The sequence below is a fragment of the Staphylococcus sp. AntiMn-1 genome, assembly GCF_001663395.1.
Lineage (GTDB): Bacteria > Bacillota > Bacilli > Staphylococcales > Staphylococcaceae > Staphylococcus > Staphylococcus equorum.
Genome location: NZ_CP012968.1, coordinates 1,502,292 through 1,524,246, shown reverse-complemented (window position 1 = coordinate 1,524,246; position 21,955 = coordinate 1,502,292). Strand labels below are relative to the sequence as shown.

22 protein-coding genes, 2 pseudogenes and 1 other annotated feature are annotated in these 21,955 nt (G+C 35.3%); of the genes and pseudogenes, 23 read left to right on the top strand and 1 reads right to left on the bottom strand.

Annotated elements, in window-relative coordinates; all coding sequences use genetic code 11:
- The first annotated feature begins 64 nt into the window (after positions 1 to 64).
- Together pdxS and pdxT are read left to right on the top strand one after the other, a co-directional pair.
- Positions 65 to 952 carry a pyridoxal 5'-phosphate synthase lyase subunit PdxS gene (pdxS, locus tag AOB58_RS07500; protein ID WP_064783205.1) on the top strand — a complete coding sequence of 296 codons (888 nt, stop codon included), beginning with the start codon at positions 65 to 67 and terminating at the stop codon, positions 950 to 952.
- Position 953: 1 nt separating this feature from the next.
- The gene (gene pdxT / locus AOB58_RS07495) at positions 954 to 1,529 is read left to right on the top strand and encodes a pyridoxal 5'-phosphate synthase glutaminase subunit PdxT (protein WP_046464993.1); all 576 of its coding nucleotides are present in this window, start codon (positions 954 to 956) and stop codon (positions 1,527 to 1,529) included.
- 50 nt (positions 1,530 to 1,579) lie between these two features.
- Here the strand turns inward: pdxT and AOB58_RS07490 are convergent, their stop codons facing one another.
- The gene (locus AOB58_RS07490) at positions 1,580 to 2,794 is read right to left on the bottom strand and encodes a NupC/NupG family nucleoside CNT transporter (protein ID WP_002508590.1); all 1,215 of its coding nucleotides are present in this window, start codon (positions 2,792 to 2,794) and stop codon (positions 1,580 to 1,582) included.
- A 154-nt stretch (positions 2,795 to 2,948) separates the two neighbouring features.
- Here AOB58_RS07490 and AOB58_RS07485 point away from each other — a divergent pair.
- The 21 genes and pseudogenes from AOB58_RS07485 to AOB58_RS07390 all read left to right on the top strand — a co-directional run bounded on the left by AOB58_RS07485 (position 2,949) and on the right by AOB58_RS07390 (position 21,941).
- A pseudogene (locus AOB58_RS07485) lies at positions 2,949 to 3,409 on the top strand (CtsR family transcriptional regulator).
- Between the two features lie 16 nt (positions 3,410 to 3,425).
- Positions 3,426 to 3,976 (top strand): annotated as a pseudogene (locus AOB58_RS07480) (UvrB/UvrC motif-containing protein).
- Positions 3,969 to 4,979, top strand: coding sequence for a protein arginine kinase (locus AOB58_RS07475; RefSeq protein WP_021339720.1), 1,011 nt, complete (start codon positions 3,969 to 3,971; stop codon positions 4,977 to 4,979). The pseudogene AOB58_RS07480 and the gene AOB58_RS07475 overlap by 8 nt, the downstream one beginning before the upstream one ends.
- 11 nt (positions 4,980 to 4,990) lie before the next feature.
- Positions 4,991 to 7,453 (top strand): ATP-dependent Clp protease ATP-binding subunit, encoded by a 2,463-nt coding sequence (locus tag AOB58_RS07470; protein WP_046464994.1) that lies wholly within the window; start codon positions 4,991 to 4,993, stop codon positions 7,451 to 7,453.
- Positions 7,454 to 7,797: 344 nt separating this feature from the next.
- Positions 7,798 to 9,174, top strand: a complete 1,377-nt coding sequence (radA, locus tag AOB58_RS07465) for a DNA repair protein RadA (protein WP_002508585.1) — start codon at positions 7,798 to 7,800, stop codon at positions 9,172 to 9,174.
- A gap of 73 nt (positions 9,175 to 9,247) precedes the next feature.
- The gene (locus AOB58_RS07460; RefSeq protein WP_021339719.1) at positions 9,248 to 10,306 is read left to right on the top strand and encodes a PIN/TRAM domain-containing protein; all 1,059 of its coding nucleotides are present in this window, start codon (positions 9,248 to 9,250) and stop codon (positions 10,304 to 10,306) included.
- A 449-nt stretch (positions 10,307 to 10,755) separates the two neighbouring features.
- Positions 10,756 to 12,213, top strand: a complete 1,458-nt coding sequence (gltX, locus tag AOB58_RS07455; RefSeq protein ID WP_002508583.1) for a glutamate--tRNA ligase — start codon at positions 10,756 to 10,758, stop codon at positions 12,211 to 12,213.
- A 375-nt stretch (positions 12,214 to 12,588) separates the two neighbouring features.
- A complete protein-coding gene (cysE, locus tag AOB58_RS07450; protein WP_230456586.1) occupies positions 12,589 to 13,200 on the top strand; it encodes a serine O-acetyltransferase in 612 nt (203 codons plus the stop codon).
- Positions 13,184 to 14,584: a cysteine--tRNA ligase gene (gene cysS, locus AOB58_RS07445; RefSeq protein WP_002508581.1), complete on the top strand. Its 1,401-nt coding sequence runs from the start codon at positions 13,184 to 13,186 to the stop codon at positions 14,582 to 14,584. Before cysE ends, cysS begins: the two co-directional genes overlap by 17 nt.
- Before the next feature lies 1 nt (position 14,585).
- Positions 14,586 to 14,972, top strand: a complete 387-nt coding sequence (locus AOB58_RS07440; RefSeq protein ID WP_002508580.1) for a Mini-ribonuclease 3 — start codon at positions 14,586 to 14,588, stop codon at positions 14,970 to 14,972.
- A 7-nt stretch (positions 14,973 to 14,979) separates the two neighbouring features.
- Positions 14,980 to 15,729, top strand: a complete 750-nt coding sequence (rlmB, locus tag AOB58_RS07435) for a 23S rRNA (guanosine(2251)-2'-O)-methyltransferase RlmB (RefSeq protein WP_002508579.1) — start codon at positions 14,980 to 14,982, stop codon at positions 15,727 to 15,729.
- The gene (locus AOB58_RS07430; RefSeq protein ID WP_002508578.1) at positions 15,726 to 16,250 is read left to right on the top strand and encodes an NYN domain-containing protein; all 525 of its coding nucleotides are present in this window, start codon (positions 15,726 to 15,728) and stop codon (positions 16,248 to 16,250) included. Before rlmB ends, AOB58_RS07430 begins: the two co-directional genes overlap by 4 nt.
- Positions 16,251 to 16,321: 71 nt before the next feature.
- Positions 16,322 to 16,891: a sigma-70 family RNA polymerase sigma factor gene (locus AOB58_RS07425; RefSeq protein ID WP_002508577.1), complete on the top strand. Its 570-nt coding sequence runs from the start codon at positions 16,322 to 16,324 to the stop codon at positions 16,889 to 16,891.
- 137 nt (positions 16,892 to 17,028) lie between these two features.
- On the top strand, positions 17,029 to 17,172 hold the full coding sequence (rpmG, locus tag AOB58_RS13330; RefSeq protein ID WP_071561860.1) for a 50S ribosomal protein L33: 144 nt from the start codon (positions 17,029 to 17,031) through the stop codon (positions 17,170 to 17,172).
- A gap of 130 nt (positions 17,173 to 17,302) precedes the next feature.
- Positions 17,303 to 17,482: a preprotein translocase subunit SecE gene (secE, locus tag AOB58_RS07420; RefSeq protein WP_002484168.1), complete on the top strand. Its 180-nt coding sequence runs from the start codon at positions 17,303 to 17,305 to the stop codon at positions 17,480 to 17,482.
- A gap of 14 nt (positions 17,483 to 17,496) precedes the next feature.
- A complete protein-coding gene (gene nusG, locus AOB58_RS07415) occupies positions 17,497 to 18,045 on the top strand; it encodes a transcription termination/antitermination protein NusG (RefSeq protein WP_002508575.1) in 549 nt (182 codons plus the stop codon).
- A gap of 464 nt (positions 18,046 to 18,509) precedes the next feature.
- A complete protein-coding gene (gene rplK / locus AOB58_RS07410; protein ID WP_002508574.1) occupies positions 18,510 to 18,932 on the top strand; it encodes a 50S ribosomal protein L11 in 423 nt (140 codons plus the stop codon).
- A 231-nt stretch (positions 18,933 to 19,163) separates the two neighbouring features.
- A complete protein-coding gene (rplA, locus tag AOB58_RS07405; protein ID WP_002508573.1) occupies positions 19,164 to 19,859 on the top strand; it encodes a 50S ribosomal protein L1 in 696 nt (231 codons plus the stop codon).
- Positions 19,860 to 19,944: 85 nt separating this feature from the next.
- Positions 19,945 to 20,092: a sequence feature (ribosomal protein L10 leader region), on the top strand.
- A 62-nt stretch (positions 20,093 to 20,154) separates the two neighbouring features.
- The gene (gene rplJ, locus AOB58_RS07400; protein ID WP_002508572.1) at positions 20,155 to 20,664 is read left to right on the top strand and encodes a 50S ribosomal protein L10; all 510 of its coding nucleotides are present in this window, start codon (positions 20,155 to 20,157) and stop codon (positions 20,662 to 20,664) included.
- Positions 20,665 to 20,704: 40 nt separating this feature from the next.
- Positions 20,705 to 21,073 carry a 50S ribosomal protein L7/L12 gene (rplL, locus tag AOB58_RS07395; protein ID WP_002508571.1) on the top strand — a complete coding sequence of 123 codons (369 nt, stop codon included), beginning with the start codon at positions 20,705 to 20,707 and terminating at the stop codon, positions 21,071 to 21,073.
- 259 nt (positions 21,074 to 21,332) lie between these two features.
- On the top strand, positions 21,333 to 21,941 hold the full coding sequence (locus AOB58_RS07390) for a class I SAM-dependent methyltransferase (RefSeq protein WP_064783204.1): 609 nt from the start codon (positions 21,333 to 21,335) through the stop codon (positions 21,939 to 21,941).
- The last annotated feature ends 14 nt before the right edge of the window (positions 21,942 to 21,955 follow it).

Genomic DNA, 21,955 nt, shown 5'->3' with positions numbered 1-21,955 from the left:
TTTTTAAATACCAGTTTATCTTTTAAAATGAATTTAATCAACTAAGTAAAGGGGTTAAGTAAATATGTCTAAAGTAATTGGATCTGAAAGAGTTAAAAGAGGAATGGCGGAAATGCAAAAGGGCGGCGTCATTATGGACGTTGTAAATGCTGAACAAGCTAAGATAGCTGAGCATGCAGGTGCTGTTGCAGTAATGGCATTAGAGCGCGTGCCTTCTGACATTAGAGCTGCAGGTGGCGTGGCACGTATGGCTAATCCTAAAATTGTAGAAGAAGTTATGAATGCTGTTTCTATACCAGTTATGGCTAAAGGACGTATTGGTCATATAACTGAAGCTCGTGTATTAGAATCTATGGGTGTTGACTATATCGATGAATCTGAAGTATTAACACCAGCTGATGAAGAGTATCATTTACGTAAAGATACATTCACTGTACCATTTGTATGTGGTTGCCGTAACTTAGGTGAAGCTGCACGCCGTATTGGTGAAGGTGCTGCAATGTTACGTACTAAAGGTGAGCCAGGTACTGGGAACATCGTAGAAGCAGTTAGACATATGCGTCAGGTCAATTCAGAAGTGAGTCGTTTAACAGTTATGCATGACGATGAGATTATGACTGAGGCTAAAAATATTGGTGCACCATACGAAATTTTAAAATCCATTAAAGAAAATGGTAAATTACCAGTAGTTAATTTTGCAGCTGGTGGTGTAGCAACGCCTCAAGATGCTGCTTTAATGATGGAATTAGGTGCAGACGGAGTATTTGTAGGATCTGGTATTTTTAAATCAGAAGATCCAGAAAAATTTGCTAAAGCAATTGTACAAGCAACTACACATTACCAAGACTACGAACTAATTGGACGTCTAGCTAAAGAATTAGGCACAGCAATGAAAGGCTTAGATATCAATGAGTTATCATTAGAAGAGCGTATGCAAGAGCGTGGATGGTAATATGAAAATTGGTGTTTTAGCCTTACAAGGCGCTGTGAGAGAACATATACGTCATATTGCGCTAAGTGGTCATGAAGGTGTAGCAGTTAAGCGTATCGAACAGTTGGATGACATTGATGGATTGATTATACCAGGCGGAGAATCTACTACCTTACGACGCTTAATGAATCTATATGGATTCAAAGATGCTTTGCAACAATCCACATTACCTATGTTTGGTACTTGCGCTGGCTTAATTATCTTAGCAGCGAATATTGTTGGCGAAGAAGGTTATTTAGATAAACTGAATATTACTGTTCAAAGGAATTCTTTTGGCCGACAAGTTGATAGCTTTGAAAGTGAGTTAGATGTGAAAGGAATTGCCAAAGATATTGAAGGTGTATTTATTAGAGCTCCTCATATAGAAAGTGTGCATGGTGAGGCTAGTGTACTTAGCACAGAGGGTGACAAAATTGTAGCTGTTCAACAAGGCTGTTATTTAGGAGTTTCATTTCATCCTGAATTAACGGATGATTATAGAGTCACACAATACTTCATTGAAGCGATTGTTAAACCGACCGTAATTGAAAAAGTATAAAAAAGAGCGATAAGGTGTTGATACCTTATCGCTCTTTTTTATATTAAATTTTAAATAAAGAACCCTGCAATGGCTGCAGAAATAAATGAAACTAAAGTAGCACCGAATAATAATTTTATACCGAATCGTGCTACTACATCGCCTTTTTCGTTGTTAAGCGATTTGATTGCGCCAGAGATAATACCGATAGAACTAAAGTTTGCGAATGATACTACGAATACTGAGATAACACCTTTTGCGTGTTCACTCATGTTTTTAACTTCACTTAGACTTTGCATTGCTACAAATTCATTTGATAATAATTTCGTTGCCATAATAGAACCAGCTTGTACAGCTTCATTCCATGGCACACCTACTAAGAATGCGAATGGTGCAAATACGAAACCGATTAGTGTTTGGAAGTCCCAAGTAATACTACCACCTGAAATACCAGTGAAAATGGCACTAACTAAGCCATTTAGTAAAGCAATAATAGCAATATAACCAATTAACATTGCGCCTACGATGACTGCTACTTTAAACCCATCTAAAATGTATTCCCCTAACATTTCGAAGAAGGATTGCTTATTTGTTTCACTTTCTTCAAGAATTAATTTATCTTCTTTTGGATCAACTTTGTAAGGGTTGATGATAGAAGCAATAATGAAACCACCGAAGAGGTTTAACACGACTGCTGTAACAACAAAACGTGGTTCAATTAACGCGAAGTAAGCACCGATAATAGATGCAGACACGGTAGACATTGCTGAAGCAGTTAAAGTATAAAGACGTTGACTTGGAATATGAGCAAGTTCCTTTTTCAACGAAATAAATACTTCTGATTGTCCCAAAATTGCTGCTGCAACAGCGTTATATGATTCTAAACGACCCATACCATTAATTTTAGATATAACTAAACCTAAGACATTAATAATTACAGGTAAAATACGAGTATATTGTAAAATACCAATTAATGCTGATATGAAAACAATTGGTAATAATACGTTAAAGAAGAATGGAGGATTCTCTGGATCTATGTATTCAAATCCACCAAATACGAAATTTACACCTTCTGCTGCTTGTGCTAATAAGTAATTAAAGCCTGCTGAAATACCACTAATGACTGTAATCCCAAATTGTGTTTTTAACAAAATAAACGCCATGATAAGTTGTATTACAAGTAATAACCCAACATATTGCCAGCGAACATTTTTTCTGTCGGAGCTGAAAAGAAAGGCTAACCCAAGAAATACTACAATCCCAATTAAACCGATAATAATATGCATATTTTTCATCCCTTTTATTTTTTCTTACTACCTATAATACAATAAAAGTGAGAGCACTTACATCCTTAAACTAATATTTTTTAATCATATTGGTTGAAAAAGGTCAAAGTTGGTCATATAATATAGTCAAAGAAGGTCAAAAGAGGTGATAATCATGCACAATATGTCTGACATCATAGAACAGTACATTAAGAAATTATTTGAAGACACCAATAAAGACGTTGTAGAACTTCAACGTGCAAATATTGCACAGCGCTTTGACTGCGTGCCTTCTCAACTGAATTATGTAATTAAAACACGTTTTACAAATGAACATGGTTATGAAATTGAAAGTAAAAGGGGTGGCGGTGGGTACATCCGAATCACCAAAATTGAAAATAAAGATGAAACAGGTTACATTAATCACTTACTTCAATTAATAGGACCATCCATTTCTCAGCAACAAGCATATTACATTATAGATGGTTTATTAGATAAAAATATATCAATGAACGTGAAGCAAAAATGATTTATGCTGTCATTGATAGAGAAACATTAAAAATGGATGTATTATCGAGAGATATTATACGGGCTAATATTATTAAACGTTTATTACCTGTAATAAATTATTACTAAAGCGAGGTGTTTAGTCGTGCTATGCGAAAATTGTCATTTAAACGAAGCAGAAGTTAAATTAGCAGTAAAAGGACAAGACGGTGTAAATGAAAAATGGGTTTGTTCGACATGTGCTCAGGGTGGCAATCCTTGGACACAAAATCAACAGTTACAATCCCAAGATGATATTGAAGGCGCATTTGTGGTAAAACAAATTTTACAGCACTTAGCAGCTAAACATGGTATTGATTTTGATGAAATTGCTTTTAAAGAAGAAAAAAGATGTCCTACTTGTCATATGACGTTAAAAGATATTGCACATGTTGGTAAATTTGGTTGTGCAAACTGCTATGCAACTTTTAAAGATGACATTGTCGACATTGTGCGTCGTGTGCAGGGTGGTCAAATAGAACATACAGGAAAAACACCTCGATCTTCGCATAGAAAATTAGCACTAAAAAAACAAATTGAAGAAAAAATTCATATTTAAATCAGCTTATTGAAGATCAGAATTTTGAAGAAGCTGCAATTGTTCGGGATGAAATTAAAGCATTGAAAGACGATGGCGAGGTGAAACATGATGAGTGATAATGATATTAGTGCATACATGAGTGAATGGATGCGCGATAAAGAAGAAAGCCCTGTCGTGATGTCTTCAAGAATCCGATTGGCTAGAAACTTAGAAAATCATGTCCATCCATTAATGTTTCCGTCAGAGCAGGATGGTTATAGAGTGATTAATGAGGTACAGGATGCGCTTCCTGACTTGTTTATGCAACGCTTAGATACTATGGATCAGCAAAGCAAGTATAAACTTGTTGCGAAACATCTCATAAGTCCTGAATTAATCAGACAACCTGCCTCAGCAGTGTTGCTCAACGATGATGAATCATTGAGTATCATGGTGAATGAAGAAGATCATATTCGAATTCAAGCTATGGGAAATGATTTATCACTGCAAACATTGTACGAGAATGCTTCTACTATAGATGATACACTTGATAGTGAGTTGGATGTAAGTTTTGATGAAACATTAGGTTATTTAACAACTTGTCCGACAAACATTGGAACTGGCATGCGTGCGAGCGTGATGCTTCATTTACCTGGTTTAACAATTATGAAGCGTATGAATCGCATCGCTCAAACGATTAACAGATTTGGTTTTACGATAAGAGGAATATTTGGTGAAAGTTCGCAAGTTTATGGCCATATTTATCAAATTTCAAATCAACTGACTTTAGGAAAAACGGAAGAAGAAATCATCGAAAGTTTAACTGAAGTTGTACAACAAATCATTAATGAAGAAATGCAAATTCGCGAACGTATGAACCGTCACAATCACATTGAAACATTGGACCGAGTATATCGTTCGTTAGGAATATTAAAATATAGTAGACTGATATCTATGGAGGAAGCATCACTGAGATTAAGTGAAGTGAAACTCGGTATTGATTTAGGCTATATTGAACTAGAAAACTTCAAATTTAATGAGTTAATGGTAGCAATACAATCGCCATTCTTATTAGATGATGAAGATGACAGAGTAGTAAATGAAAAAAGAGCAGATATATTAAGAGAACATATAAATTAGGAGGTCATGCTATGCTATTTGGTAGACTGACAGAACGTGCACAGCGTGTATTAGCACATGCTCAAGAAGAAGCAATTCGCTTAAATCATTCAAATATTGGAACAGAACATTTACTTTTAGGGTTGATGAAAGAGCCTGAAGGTATTGCAGCTAAAGTATTAGAATCATTTGAAATTACTGAAGAAAAAGTAGTAGAAGAAGTAGAAAAATTAATCGGCCATGGTCAAGAACAAATGGGCGCTTTACACTACACACCTCGTGCGAAAAAAGTCATTGAATTATCAATGGATGAAGCGAGAAAATTACACCATAATTTCGTGGGAACAGAACACATTTTACTTGGTTTAATTAGAGAAAATGAAGGTGTAGCAGCACGTGTATTTGCAAACTTAGACTTAAATATAACTAAAGCACGTGCACAAGTTGTTAAAGCATTAGGTAGTCCAGAGTTAAGTAATAAAAATGCACAAGCTAATAAATCTAATAACACACCAACCTTAGATAGCCTTGCACGTGACTTAACTGTTATTGCAAAAGATGGCACACTAGATCCAGTTATTGGTAGAGACAAAGAAATTACAAGAGTAATTGAAGTTTTAAGTCGTCGTACTAAAAATAACCCAGTACTGATTGGTGAACCAGGTGTAGGTAAAACTGCAATTGCAGAAGGCCTGGCTCAATCGATTATTAAAAATGAAGTGCCTGAGACACTTAAAGGCAAACGCGTAATGTCACTTGATATGGGAACAGTTGTAGCTGGCACGAAATATCGAGGCGAATTTGAAGAGCGTTTGAAAAAAGTAATGGAAGAAATTCATCAAGCAGGTGACGTTATACTATTCATCGATGAATTACACACATTAGTTGGCGCAGGCGGTGCGGAAGGTGCTATTGATGCATCAAACATCTTGAAACCTGCACTTGCACGAGGAGAACTACAATGTATCGGCGCAACGACATTAGATGAATACCGTAAAAACATTGAAAAAGATGCGGCGCTTGAACGTCGTTTCCAACCAGTTCAAGTCGATGAACCAACAGTTGAAGATACAATTGAAATCTTAAAAGGATTACGTGATCGTTATGAAGCACATCACCGTATTAACATTTCTGATGAAGCAGTAATTTCAGCAGCTACTTTAAGTCACCGTTATGTTTCAGATCGTTTCTTACCTGATAAAGCAATCGACTTAATTGATGAAGCAAGTTCTAAAGTTAGACTTAGAAGTCATACTACACCACCGAACTTGAAAGAATTAGAACAAGAAATTGAGCAAGTTAAAAATGAAAAAGATGCTGCAGTACATTCACAAGAATTTGAAAATGCAGCAAATCTTCGTGATAAACAAACGAAATTAGAAAAACAATACGAAGAAGCTAATAATAATTGGAAGAACGCACAAAATGGCGACAATACTTCTTTATCAGAAGAAGATATCGGAGAAGTTATCGCTGGCTGGACTGGTATTCCATTAACGAAAATTAATGAAACTGAATCAGATCGTTTATTAAACTTAGAAGATACACTTCATAACAGAGTTATTGGACAAAAAGCTGCTGTAACGTCTATCAGTAAAGCAGTTAGACGTGCGAGAGCTGGATTGAAAGATCCTAAACGTCCTATCGGTAGCTTTATCTTCTTAGGTCCTACAGGTGTAGGTAAAACTGAATTAGCTCGTGCTTTAGCAGAGTCTATGTTTGGTGAAGATGACGCAATGATTCGTGTGGATATGAGTGAATTTATGGAGAAACATGCAGTCAGTCGTTTAGTTGGTGCGCCTCCAGGTTATGTAGGACATGATGATGGTGGTCAATTGACTGAAAAAGTAAGACGTAAACCTTATTCAGTTATCTTATTTGATGAAATTGAAAAAGCACATCCAGATGTATTTAACATCTTGTTACAAGTGCTTGATGATGGACATCTTACTGATACAAAAGGACGTCGTGTAGATTTCCGTAATACAGTAATTATTATGACATCAAACGTTGGTGCACAAGAATTACAAGATCAACGCTTTGCAGGTTTCGGTGGCGCATCAGAAGGCCAAGATTACGAAACAATTCGTAACACAATGATGAAAGAATTGAAAAATGCTTTCCGTCCAGAATTCTTAAACCGTGTTGATGATACTATTGTATTCCACAAACTTTCTAAAGAAGAATTGAAAGAAATTGTAACAATGATGATTAACAAACTAACAGATCGTCTATCTGAACAAGATATCAACATCGAAGTTACAGATGCCGCAAAAGAAAAAATTGCTGAAGAAGGCTACGATCCAGAGTATGGTGCTAGACCATTAATTCGTGCAATTCAAAAAACAGTAGAAGATAACCTAAGTGAATTAATTTTAGACGGTAATCAAATTGAAGGTAAAAAAGTCGAAATTGATCATGATGGCAAAGAATTTAAATATAATATTCAAGATAGAAAAGAAAAAAAGAAAGATAAAGAAACAACAGAATCATAAGTTTAATCACTAAAAGTGAACTTTTTAGATTATAGCGCCTCTCAAATGTGTTAGTTCGCCTTTGAGAGGCGCTTTTTATTTAATAATAGAAAATTTAAATCATTCTTTAAAAACTAGGATATCATTTTCATTCGATAAATTTATAATATTATTGGTAGTATATATCTATGCATGGTATTTTATAAAAACAGCTTTAATGTAAGTGAAGTTAGAGACAGGTATGAGCAAATGTAATTGAAAAGACTAATCGTAAAGACCGCAGTGAGTTAAATAAGATTAAAATTTGTTTTTAAACAGGTTGAGGTATAAAATAGATTTGTTCAATGAAAGATGGAGGTGCAATAGTGGCCAAGAAGAAAGTTGTTTTTGAATGTATGGCATGTGGTTATCAGTCCGCAAAATGGATGGGTAAATGTCCAAATTGTGGTGGCTGGAACCAAATGGAAGAAATTGTTGAGCAAAAGGCGGCAAGTCCAAAACATGGCGTGCGCAGTCGTGATCGCGACAACGTTTCAAAAGTACAGAAGTTAAATGAAATTAAACAAGAAACGACACCACGTGTTAAAACCAAGTCAGACGAATTTAATCGTGTGCTCGGCGGAGGTATCGTTAATGGTTCGCTCGTATTGATTGGTGGAGACCCTGGTATAGGGAAATCAACATTACTATTACAAATATGTGCGGCACTATCACAATCGCATAACGTCTTATACATAACAGGTGAGGAATCATTAAATCAAACTAAGCTAAGAGCTGAAAGATTGGATGAAGATTCAAGCGAACTTAATGTATTTGCAGAAACTGATTTAGAAGTCATTCACGAAACAGTAAAACAATTAAAACCGGATTTACTTGTAGTTGACTCAATCCAAACGATATTCCATCCGGAAATTAGTTCAGCACCAGGCTCAGTGTCTCAAGTAAGAGAAAGTACACAAAGCTTAATGAACATTGCTAAACAAATGAATATTGCAACATTTATTGTGGGACATGTAACAAAAGAAGGTCAAATTGCTGGTCCACGTTTATTAGAACACATGGTAGATACAGTACTTTATTTCGAAGGTGACGAACACCATGCATATCGTATTTTGAGAGCGGTGAAAAACCGTTTTGGTTCTACAAATGAAATGGGTATTTTTGAAATGAAACAAAGCGGATTGAAAGGTGTTAAAAACCCATCCGAGATGTTTTTAGAAGAACGTTCGACAAATGTGCCTGGCTCGACTATCGTCTCTACAATGGAAGGCACGAGACCCTTACTCATAGAAGTTCAAGCTCTTGTTACGCCAACGACATTTAATAATCCTAGACGGATGGCAACGGGTATTGATCACAATCGTTTGAGTCTGTTGATGGCAGTCTTGGAGAAAAAAGAAAATTATTTACTGCAACAACAAGATGCGTATATTAAAGTTGCAGGTGGTGTAAGATTAACAGAACCTGCTGTTGATTTAGGTATCATTGTGGCAACTGCTTCAAGCTTTAAAGATCTAACAGTAGATGGTTTAGATTGCTTTATAGGAGAAGTTGGACTGACTGGAGAAGTGAGACGCGTATCTCGTATAGAGCAACGTGTACAGGAAGCAGAGAAACTCGGATTTAAACGTATTATTATTCCAGAATCCAATATTGGCGGATGGCAATTCCCTAGTGATATTAAGGTCATTGGCGTGAAAAGTGTTCACGAAGCCTTAAAATACGCTTTGACAAAACAATAAATTAAATTCCCAAAATTTACAGATGAGAAAACATTTAATCTGTATAACTTTATAGAGAAAGGGGTGTTAGAACTTGAACATGATAAGAATCATTGTTATTTTGTGTTATGTTATTTTAGGCGCTAGTTTAGGCGTATACCTTATTCCAGAAATTGCTGTGGATACTGGGTTAAGTGATTATATGTTATTAACTAATAACTATTTCAATGGACTACTTGGTATTGTTATTTTCTTTTTAATTTTTGGTTGGTTTATTAAAAAAGCGACATTATCGTTGAAAGAATTAGAACAAACTATAATGCGTCAAAGTGCTGTAGAAATTTTGTTTGCTACAATTGGACTGATGATCGGTTTAGTTATTTCTGTTATGATATCATTTATTTTTCAAATTATAGGTAATAATGTGTTGAACCATTTTGTGCCAATCATTGTTACAATTATTTTAGGTTATTTCGGTTTTCAATTTGGCTTACGCAAACGTGATGAAATGTTATTATTCTTCCCGGAAAATATGGCGCGCTCGATGTCTATTAACGCACGTAATGCAGTGCCAAAAATTATTGATACAAGTGCTATTATAGATGGTCGCATTTTAGATATTATAGAGTGTGGTTTTATTGATGGTGAAATACTCATACCACAAGGTGTCATCAATGAATTGCAAGTTGTTGCTGATGCAAATGACAGTGTGAAACGTGAAAAGGGTCAACGAGGGTTAGATATTTTGAATTCACTATATGATACTAATCATCCTACGCGTATTATTCATCCGACGAAGTCTCATAGTGACATCGATGCAATGTTAATTAAGTTAGCACAGCACTACAGAGCGCATATTATCACTACTGATTTCAACCTCAATAAAGTGTGTCATGTGCAAGGTATTCAAGCGTTAAATGTTAATGATTTATCCGAAGCGATTAAACCTTCAGTACATCAAGGTGACCGTTTTAACTTATTACTTACTAAAATGGGTAAAGAATCAGGACAAGCAGTTGGATACTTAGATGATGGAACAATGGTTGTTGTAGATAATGCCAAGAAACATATCGGTGAGTATATTGATTTAGAAGTAATCAGTTTATTACAAACGTCATCAGGAAGAATTATTTTTGCAAAAAAGATTAATTAAATAAACTACTAAAGGTTTTATATGAAATGTAGCTAAAATTGTTACAGTTTCACATGAAACCTTTTTTTGATAGTTGAATATAATTTTTATAAAAATTGTGTGCTGATCACTTTGGATTTAAGCACAGTGATTTCATATTAAGCTTTAAAGTGCTACAATAGATAGCGAAATTGTATTACTATAAAAGGAATGACGAGTGTGTAGCATGTGTGTGAAAGTACACAGTTTTTTGGATAGTGATACTTTTAAAAATTATAAGCTATGGTATTATTAATAAGCGTAGAATAACAAACTTATTAATGGTTGAGCGTCATTATTATTGTTAACGACATAAAGTTAAGTTGATACACGTTCAGCTTTTTTTGATGTGTGTATGAACGTAACAAGTGATGAAACATAAAACGCTATAAAAACATTACTAATTAATATTAAAAACGGGAGTGAACATAATGAGTGATCGTGTAAGAGTTAGATATGCCCCAAGTCCAACAGGTTATTTGCATATCGGTAATGCAAGAACTGCATTATTCAACTATTTATTTGCTAAACATTATGATGGAGATTTTGTAATTCGTATAGAAGATACGGACAGTAAACGTAATCTAACTGATGGCGAATCTTCACAATTTGATAATTTAAAATGGTTAGGCATCGATTGGGACGAATCTGTCGATAAAGATAAAGGTTATGGCCCTTATCGCCAATCAGAACGTGGCGAGATCTATAATCCGCTTATTCAGCAATTATTAGATGAAGACAAAGCGTATAAATGTTATATGACTGAAGAAGAACTTGAAGCTGAGCGTGAACAACAAATCAAACGTGGAGAAATGCCACGTTATGGTGGGAAACATGCACACTTAACTGAAGAAGAGCGTCAACAATTCGAAGCAGAAGGTCGTCAACCTGCCATTCGTTTCCGTGTTCCTAAAGACACAACGTTCACTTTTGAAGATATGGTTAAAGGTGAAATTTCATTTGATTCAGATAATATGGGTGACTGGGTTATTGTTAAAAAAGATGGTGTACCTACGTACAATTTTGCAGTAGCTATTGATGATCACTACATGGAAATTTCAGATGTTATTCGCGGCGATGATCATATTTCTAATACACCAAAACAATTAATGATTTATGAAACGTTTGGTTGGGAAGCGCCTAGATTTGCGCATATGTCACTTATCGTTAATGAAGAACGTAAAAAATTAAGTAAACGCGACGGACAAATTCTACAATTCATCGAACAATATCGTGATTTAGGTTATTTACCGGAAGCATTATTTAACTTTATTACACTGTTAGGCTGGTCACCAGAAGGCGAAGAAGAAGTTTATTCTAAAGAAGAATTCATTAAAATCTTCGATGAAAAACGTTTATCTAAATCACCTGCATTTTTCGACAAGCAAAAATTAGCATGGGTGAATAACCAATATATGAAACAAAAAGATACTGAAACAGTATTCGAATTAGCTTTACCACACCTTATCAAAGCAGAATTACTACCTGAAAATCCAAACGAAGCAGATTTGGAATGGGGTCGTAAACTTGTTGCGCTTTATCAAAAAGAAATGAGTTATGCTGGAGAAATCGTTCCTTTATCTGAGCTATTCTTCCGTGACGAACAAATTTTAGGTGACGATGAACAAGAAATCATCGAGGGTGAACAAGTGCCAGAACTAATGAACCACTTATATGGAAAGTTAGAAGCACTTGAACCATTTGAAGCGGCAGAAATTAAAAAAACAATCAAAGAAGTTCAAAAAGAAACTGGTATTAAAGGCAAACAACTATTCATGCCAATTCGTGTTGCTGTAACAGGCCAAATGCATGGACCAGAATTACCAAATACAATTGAAGTATTAGGTAAAGAAAAAGTGTTACTACGTTTGAAAAACTACGTTAAATAAAGAGGGTTGCGTGCGATGATATTGTCTCAAGATGAAAATACTTGAAAAATTACATCGAACCACCTATTATTAAAATTGAAATGGCCTTAGGATTAGTAAGCGATGAAATGTGTCAAGAGAGTGTGCGGTTGCTGTGAGCACACCACTGAAATTGCTGAATGCACCTTTGTGTTAATGAACTAAATAAACTTTAATGAGTGAAGATAAGTTGTTTTATATTTTTAACCATACTTATGGTTAAGATAATCAACTTATATTTAAAAATAAGAGTGGAACCGTGCAAAGCACCTCTAACAAGTCAGTTAGAGGTGCTTTTTTAATAAGGAGGTAGCAACCTTGTTTAAGATATTGAAAAGAATAAAAGATGATGTAAACATGGTGTTTGAACAAGACCCAGCTGCGCGCACTACATTGGAAGTTGTCACTTCTTATGCAGGTATACATGCAGTGTGGAGTCATTTGATTGCGCATGAATTATATAAAAAGAAGAAATATATATTAGCAAGATTAATTTCGCAAGTTGCACGCTTTTTCACAGGTATTGAAATACATCCTGGGGCTAAAATAGGCAAACGTTTATTTATTGACCACGGTATGGGTGTTGTTATTGGAGAAACATGTAATATAGGAAATAACGTCACGATTTATCAAGGTGTTACATTAGGCGGTACTGGTAAAGAACGAGGTAAACGTCACCCTGATATAGGGGACAATGTATTAATAGCTGCGGGCGCCAAAGTACTAGGTGATATTAAAATTGATTCGAATGTGAACATAGGAGCAAACTCAGTTGTGTTAAATTCTGTACCAAGTTATTCAACAGTCGTAGGTATACCGGGTCATATCGTTAAGCAAGATGGTAGACGTATTGGTAAAACGTTCGATCACCGTAACTTACCAGATCCTGTTTATGAACAATTGAAAGAATTAGAAAAACAACTTGAGAAAACAAGAAATGGAGAGATACAAGATGATTACATTATATAATACGTTAACACGTCAAAAAGAGACGTTTGAGCCTATTGAGCCAGGTAAGGTTAAAATGTATGTTTGTGGACCAACAGTATATAATTATATTCATATTGGTAATGCAAGACCTGCAATTAATTACGATGTGGTAAGAAGATATTTCGAATATCAAGGATACGAAGTGGTATATGTGTCGAACTTTACTGACGTTGACGATAAATTAATCAAGCGTTCTAAAGAATTAGGTGAATCTGTAGAAACGATAGCAGATCGTTATATCGATGCCTTTTACGAAGATGTAGGTGCACTAAACGTTAAAAAAGCAACATCTAATCCACGTGTCATGAACCATATGGATGATATTATTAAGTTTATTAAAGAACTTGTAGATCAAGGCAATGCTTATGAAAGCGGTGGCGATGTATACTTCAGAACACGTAAATTTGAAGACTACGGTAAATTAAGTCATCAATCATTGAATGATTTGAAGGTAGGCGCTCGTATAGAACAAGGTGAACAAAAAGAAGACGCTTTGGATTTTACATTATGGAAACAAGCAAAACCAGAAGAAATAAGCTGGGATAGTCCATTTGGTAAAGGTAGACCAGGCTGGCACATTGAATGTTCTGTAATGGCATATCATGAACTAGGAGCAACAATTGATATTCATGCGGGTGGCACAGATTTACAATTCCCTCATCATGAGAATGAAATTGCACAATCAGAAGCACATAACCATGCACCGTTTGCTAACTATTGGATGCATAATGGATTTATCAACATAGATAATGAAAAAATGAGTAAGTCGTTAGGTAATTTCGTGCTTGTTCACGATATTATAAAACAAATCGACCCTGATGTATTACGTTTCTTTATGATCAGTGTACATTATAGAAGTCCAATTAATTATAATGTTGAACTTGTTGAAGCAGCTAAGAGTGGGTTAGAGCGTGTACGTAACAGTTATCAAGCGATTGAAGAACGTGAAGCGATTGCGACAAATATTGAAGATCAATCTGCATATGTAGAAGCAATTGATGATATTTTAAAACAATTTGAAACAGTAATGAATGATGATTTTAATACAGCCAATGCAATTACTGCATGGTATGATTTAGCAAAACTAGCTAATAAATACATCTTAGAAAACACTACTTCTACAACAGTAATTGAACGCTTTAAACAAGTATATGAAATTTTCAGCGACGTACTTGGTGTGCCACTTAAAGGTAAAGAGAGCGACATGCTTTTAGATGAACAAGTCGAAGCGTTAATAGAAGAAAGAAACAAGGCGAGACAAAATAAAGACTTTGCGCGTGCAGACGAAATTCGTGATGACTTAAAAGCACAAAATATTATTTTAGAAGATACAGCGCAGGGTGTGAGATTTAAACGTGGCTAATATGGATAACAAATTATTGAATCCTTTGACGTTGGCATATATGGGCGATGCTGTTTTAGATCAACACGTGAGAGAATATATCGTGTTGAAATTGAAAGCTAAACCTAACCGATTACATCAAGAAGCAAAACGCTATGTGTCTGCTAAGAGTCAGGCAGAGACACTTGAGTTTTTAATGGAAAACAATTGGTTTACTGAAAGTGAACAAGATATTGTGCGTCGCGGTAGAAATGCTAAAAGTTATACAAAAGCGAAGAATACAGATATACAAACATATCGTAAAAGTTCAGGATTAGAAGCCGTCATTGGTTTTTTATATCTAGAAAAAGAACATGAACGTTTAACATCATTGTTAGAATGTATCGTAAAAAATGTAGATGAAAGGTAGTGGTACTGTGGAAGAGATAGTTATAGTCGGTCGCCATGCAGTTAAAGAAGCGATTGTCTCAGGACATACAATTAATAAGATTTTAATTCAAGATACTATCAAAAAAGGTCAAATAAATGAAATTTTAAAAAAAGCAAATAGCCAAAAAATCATTGTACAAACAGTGCCGAAATCTAAAATAGACGGATTGTCAGAGTCACCTCATCAAGGGATTGCAGCATATATTGCACCATATGAATATGCAGATTTCGACGAATTTTTAGTTACGCAAAAAGCACAAGACAAATTATCTACAGTACTTATACTAGATGGTTTAGAAGATCCGCATAATTTAGGATCGATTTTAAGAACGGCTGATGCCTCAGGTGTGGATGCAGTTATCATTCCAAAGAGACGTTCAGTTGCACTAACACAAACGGTAGCTAAAGCCTCTACAGGTGCAATAGAGCACATACCTGTTATTCGTGTGACGAACTTAGCTAATACGATTGATACTTTAAAAGACAATGGTTATTGGGTTGTTGGTACTGAAGCGGAGAATTCAACGGATTATAGAGAAATGGATGCAGCTATGCCTTTAGCGATTGTGATTGGAAGCGAAGGACAAGGTATGAGCCGTTTAGTAAAAGATAAATGTGACTTCTATATCAATATTCCTATGGTTGGTCATGTTAATAGTTTAAATGCGTCAGTAGCAGCAAGTCTGATGATGTATGAGGTTTACCGCAAACGTCATCAGATTGGAGATAAGAGATGAAGGATCGTTACTTAATCATTGATGGTTATAATATGATAGGGCAATCGCAGGACTTAAGTCGAATAGCAAAAGACAATCTCGAGGAAGCACGTGATCAATTACTTACAGCTATAGCGAATTACAATGCTGTAATAGCTGATGAAGTTGTCTGCGTTTTTGATGCTTATGAACAATCCGGCCCACCTACAGAATATATGTACCACGGGGTTAAAACGATATTCACAAAAGAAAAAGAAACGGCAGACAGTTATATAGAACGTTATGTCTATGATTTATACGAGAAACATACTAGACATATTACGGTTGTCACGAGTGATATGAGTGAACAGCATGCGATATTCGGTGCGGGAGCTTATCGTATATCTTCAAGAGAGATGTGGAGAGACTTAAGAGAGAACGAAGTATCTGTATCTAAAGAGCTCGATGGCTTCAACGAACAAAAGCCACGAACACGAATCGAGCTCTCTCATGAGATTCTTAAAGAATTTGAAAAATTAAGACGCGGAGATAATCACAAATAACTATTTTGCACCTTGATTTTTTTATAGCAAACTCTGTATCCTATGCTTACTTTAAGGAAAGGATTACGGACATGTTTGATAGAATTCACAACAAAGAATGTACAACTTATTCGAAGAATCGATTACAAAATGAAATTGATGTGGAACAAATTATTGATGAAATGACACCATTGATTAATAAAAGATTAAATCATTTTTCAGTTCACCCGAGTGACAAAGAAGATTTATGCCAAGAAGTACTTTTGAAATTGTATAGTGTGTTAAGCCGTTTTGATTTTACAGAAGCGACGCCTTTAGAACATTATGTCAATTGCGTCATAAAAAATGTAAAAAATGATTATATACGCAAAAAAATGTATACACAACGCCGTCAAGAAGTGCTTGTGAATGAATTTATAGTTACTTATAATAATTCAAAATCTGAACAACCTATAGACAAATACATCATTGCACGGGAAATATCTTCGCAATTAAAGCAGTGCTTGAAAAGACTAACCGATTTAGAACAACGTATTATAAGTTATATTTTAATAGACTATAAACCACAGGAAATTGCACAAATTTTAAATTTAAACACCAAAGTAGTTTACAATGCCATACATCGTTGTAAAATAAAGATAAGACGTTGTTTGGAAAAATGAAAATATGTATTGAAACCAAGTTGTATGTAGTGCCAGTATCACGAAAATAGCATGTTTGAATGGATTGCTGACAATTGACAATTGACTCAGAAGTTCTGTATAGTAGATTGGTATTATAATGAGTAAGGTGAAGTCTAATGAAAAAAGTACCGCTGAATTGTGAAGTCTGTGGCAGTAGAAATTATAATGTTCCGAAACAAAGTAACCTTACATCTAGAATGACATTAAAAAAACATTGTACGAGATGTAATGCACATACGATGCACAAGGAATCAAAATAATAAGATGACATATTAAGTAATCAGTTGAGTGAATATATCTTTCCAACTAAGTTGAGAGTATTGTATTTGCTTGATTTGTTGTATGGAATAAGCAAATAAGGAATAACGAAATAATACGGAGGTCTTGTTAATGGCTAAAAAAGAAAATTTCTTCCAAGGCGTAAAGTCAGAAATGGAAAAGACAAGTTGGCCAACGAAAGAAGAATTATTTAAGTACACAGTCATTGTTGTAGCTACAGTAGTATTTTTCTTAGTGTTCTTCTATGCCTTAGACTTAGGAATTGGTAGAATTATAGAGTTAATTAAATAGATAGGAGTGACGACATGTCTGAAGAAGTTGACGCAAAGCGTTGGTATGCTGTGCATACTTATTCTGGTTATGAGAATAAAGTTAAAAAGAATTTAGAAAAACGTGTTGAATCTATGAATATGACAGAAAAAATATTCAGAGTAGTTATACCGGAAGAGGAAGAAACACAAGTTAAAGATGGTAAAGCCAAAACATTAACTAAAAAAACATTTCCTGGTTATGTATTAGTTGAATTAGTGATGACAGATGAGTCATGGTATATTGTGAGAAATACACCTGGCGTAACAGGATTTGTTGGTTCGGCTGGTTCTGGATCTAAACCTAACCCATTGCTTCCAGATGAAGCACGTTTCATTCTTAAACAAATGGGCATGAAAGAGAAAACAATTGATGTTCAATTAGATTTAGGTGAACAAGTGAGAGTTAAATCAGGTCCATTCGCTAATCAAGTTGGCGAAGTTCAAGAAATTGAGGCTGATAAATTCAAACTTACTGTTCTCGTAGACATGTTTGGTAGAGAAACACCAGTAGAAGTAGAATTTGATCAAGTTGAAAAACTGTAAATGATTACAAGTGCTAAGGCACTTGCATAAGTGGCACTAATCTCGCTAAAGCGAGAAGAGCCACTTTACATGCATTAAGAACCTCTAATCACTAAAGTGATGAAAGTTTTGAGGATTACCTGAGCTAAAGCTCATGCATAAGAAGACCTAATCAATGAAATTGATAAGGTCTAGTAAAAGGATTACCTGAGCTAAAGCTCATGCATAACAATATCTAATCACTAAAGTGATAAAAGTTTTGAGGATTACCTGAGCTAAAGCTCATGCATAAGAAGACCTAATCAATGAAATTGATAAGGTCTTCTTTAAAAAAAGTTACACTTTACCATTGCGTTATCAAACGGGTTAATGGTATAATACTGTGGTCGCGCTCATAGAGCGTTCATTTCGTCACGAAATGTAGAAGAGTGGGAGGACAAAATTGAGTCCTGTGACCACATCACGATATCAAGGAGGTGCACATCGTGGCTAAAAAAGTAGAAAAAGTAGTTAAATTACAAATTCCTGCAGGTAAAGCAAATCCAGCACCACCAGTTGGTCCGGCATTAGGTCAAGCAGGTGTGAATATTATGGGATTCTGTAAGGAATTCAACGCACGTACACAAGAAGACGTAGGTTTAATCATACCGGTAGAAATTAGTGTTTATGAAGATCGTTCATTTACATTTATTACAAAAACACCACCGGCTCCAGTACTACTTAAAAAAGCTGCTGGCGTTGAAAAAGGTTCAGGCGAACCTAATAAAAACAAAGTAGCAACAGTAACTAAAGATCAAGTACGTGAAATTGCAAACCAAAAAATGCAAGATTTAAACGCTGCAGACGAAGAAGCAGCTATGCGTATTATCGAAGGTACTGCTCGTAGTATGGGTATTACAGTTCAATAATTAAAAATTAGTAATGAAAACATAGATTGACGATAGAAGCAGATGACAGAAAAGACAAACATGATGACAGCATTCAATATTGTCGTAATATGAGGAATAAATGTCATTTATTAAGGAAGTTCATTCCAACGATAAAATACAATTAAACCTCTCTGTTATCTGCTCTTAACTTGTGAAAACAAGTAAATGTGGGAGGGAATTCCGCTAAAACCACTGAAGGAGGAACATGAAATGGCTAAAAAAAGCAAAAGATATCAAGAAGTAGCTAGCAAAATTGATCGTGAAAAACACTACAGTGTTGAAGAAGCGATTGCATTAGCTAAAGAAACAAGCATTGCTAACTTTGACGCATCAGTTGAAGTAGCATTCCGTTTAGGTATTGATACACGTAAAAATGATCAACAAATCCGTGGAGCAGTAGTGCTTCCAAACGGTACTGGTAAATCACAAAGTGTATTAGTATTCGCAAAAGGCGAAAAAGCAGCTGAAGCAGAAGCAGCAGGTGCTGATTTCGTTGGTGAAGGTGAATACGTAGAAAAAATCCAACAAGGTTGGTTTGATTTCGACGTAGTAGTAGCTACACCAGACATGATGGGCGAAGTTGGTAAACTTGGTCGCGTATTAGGACCTAAAGGTTTAATGCCAAACCCTAAAACTGGAACAGTAACTATGGATGTTACTAAAGCAGTTGAAGAAATCAAAGCTGGTAAAGTTGAATACCGTGCTGAAAAATCAGGTATCGTTCATGCATCAATTGGTAAAACATCATTTGATACTGAAAAATTAGTTGAAAACTTCAGAACTTTACAAGACGTTTTAACTAAATTAAAACCTGCATCAGCTAAAGGTACTTACTTCAAATCTGTTGCTGTAACAACAACAATGGGTCCTGGAGTTAAAGTTGACACATCAGGCTTTAAACTATAATTTTTAACATAAAATATTTTAAGGCTGAAAGTCTTGCTTTCAGCCTTAAATAAATATTGACATAACACATGAAACCAGTTATATTGGTTAATGTATTATTTTACCTAAGACAGTAGGAGTTAGTGATAACTTAAAATTATATCCTGCCGAGGCTAAAATTGACTTGAACGTGAAGAATTTAGATCTTTCAAGCACTTTTTGCCACGGGTAGAAAGTGCTTTTTTTATTGAGTAATGTTTATAAGGACAATAACTCAAGATAAAAAGCACCAAACTAAATCTATGGAGGTGTCTAAATGTCTGCTATCATCGATGCAAAACAACAACAAGTTGATATCATTGCAGAACAACTTAAAAACTCAGTATCTACAGTTATCGTTGACTATCGTGGTCTAAGCGTTGCTGAAGTAACTGAATTACGTTCGCAATTACGTGAAGCTGGTGTTGAGTATAAAGTTTACAAAAACACTATGGTTCGCCGTGCAGCTGAACAAGCTGGTATTGACGGGTTAAACGAATTCTTAGTAGGTCCTACAGCAATCGCAACTTCAACTGAAGATGTAGTTGCTCCAGCGAAAGTAATCGCGGGATTCGCTAAAGAACATAAAGCATTAGAAGTTAAAACAGGTGTTATGGAAGGCAATGTTATCTCAGCAGAGCAAGTTAACACTGTTGGTACATTACCATCACACGACGGTCTTGTTTCTATGCTTTTATCAGTATTACAAGCTCCAGTACGCAACTTCGCTTATGCGGTTAAAGCAATTGGAGAAGAACAAGAAGGAAAAGAAGAAAGCGCTGAATAATTGCGCATAAACTAATAACAATTAATGGAGGAATATTAAAATGGCTAATCAAGAACAAATCATTGAAGCAATCAAAGAAATGTCAGTTTTAGAATTAAACGACTTAGTAAAAGCAATTGAAGAAGAATTTGGTGTAACTGCAGCAGCTCCAGTAGCAGCAGCAGGCGCAGCAGGTGGCGGAGACGCTGAAGCTGAACAAACTGAATTCAACGTTGAATTAACATCAGCTGGATCATCTAAAATCAAAGTTGTTAAAGCTGTTAAAGAAGCAACTGGTCTTGGATTAAAAGACGCTAAAGGTTTAGTTGACGATGCTCCTAAAGTAATCAAAGAAGGACTAGCTAAAGAAGACGCTGAAGAACTTAAAGCAACTTTAGAAGAAGCTGGCGCTACAGTAGAAATCAAATAATTTTTGCTGTCTAACAGTTAATAATTATATAGTGAAGATGATACAAGCAGCTTAATGCATCGCTACTTCGGTACGCTGATTTTAAGTGAAATGTATTTTATCTGAAATCTTTGAGAAATGAAAACCCCGTTATTAGTATAACGGGGTTTTCTCTTATTTGATCTATATCTATGGTCGTTACTGTGGTTCGACCACAATGTGACATATAACATGGGTATAGTATTAATCTAAGAAGAATTAGATTAAAAGAGGTGTAGTCATGAGTCATTATTATGATGAAAATCCTGAAGTAGAAAGTGATGAGTTGCTTTTTACGTACTCCTACGATAACTGTAAATTAGAGCTAGTAACAGATTCAGGCGTCTTTTCAAAAGGAAAGATTGACTTTGGATCAGATTTATTAGTAAAAACTTTTTTGAAAGCATATCCTCCTGGCCCTACTAAACGCATCTTGGATGTTGGTTGTGGTTATGGCCCTATCGGTTTAATGATTGCAAAAACTTCCCCACATCATGAAGTGACGATGGTTGATGTTAATCAGCGTGCACTATCATTATCAAGAAAAAACAGAAAAAAGAACCGTATAGACAACGTGGAAATCAAAGAAAGTGATGGTTTATCGCAGGTAGAAGCCGACGCTTATGATTTTATGCTGACTAATCCACCGATTAGAGCAGGAAAAAAAGTCGTTCACAGCATTTTAGAAGACGCATATAAGGTATTAAAGCAAGGTGGCGCGCTGTATGTCGTAATTCAAAAAAAACAAGGCATGCCATCAGCAAAGCAAAAAATGCAAGACACTTTTAACAATGTAGAAGTCTTAGCAAAAGACAAAGGTTACTACATTTTAAGAAGCACGAAAGCTTGATTTAAAAGTATCAA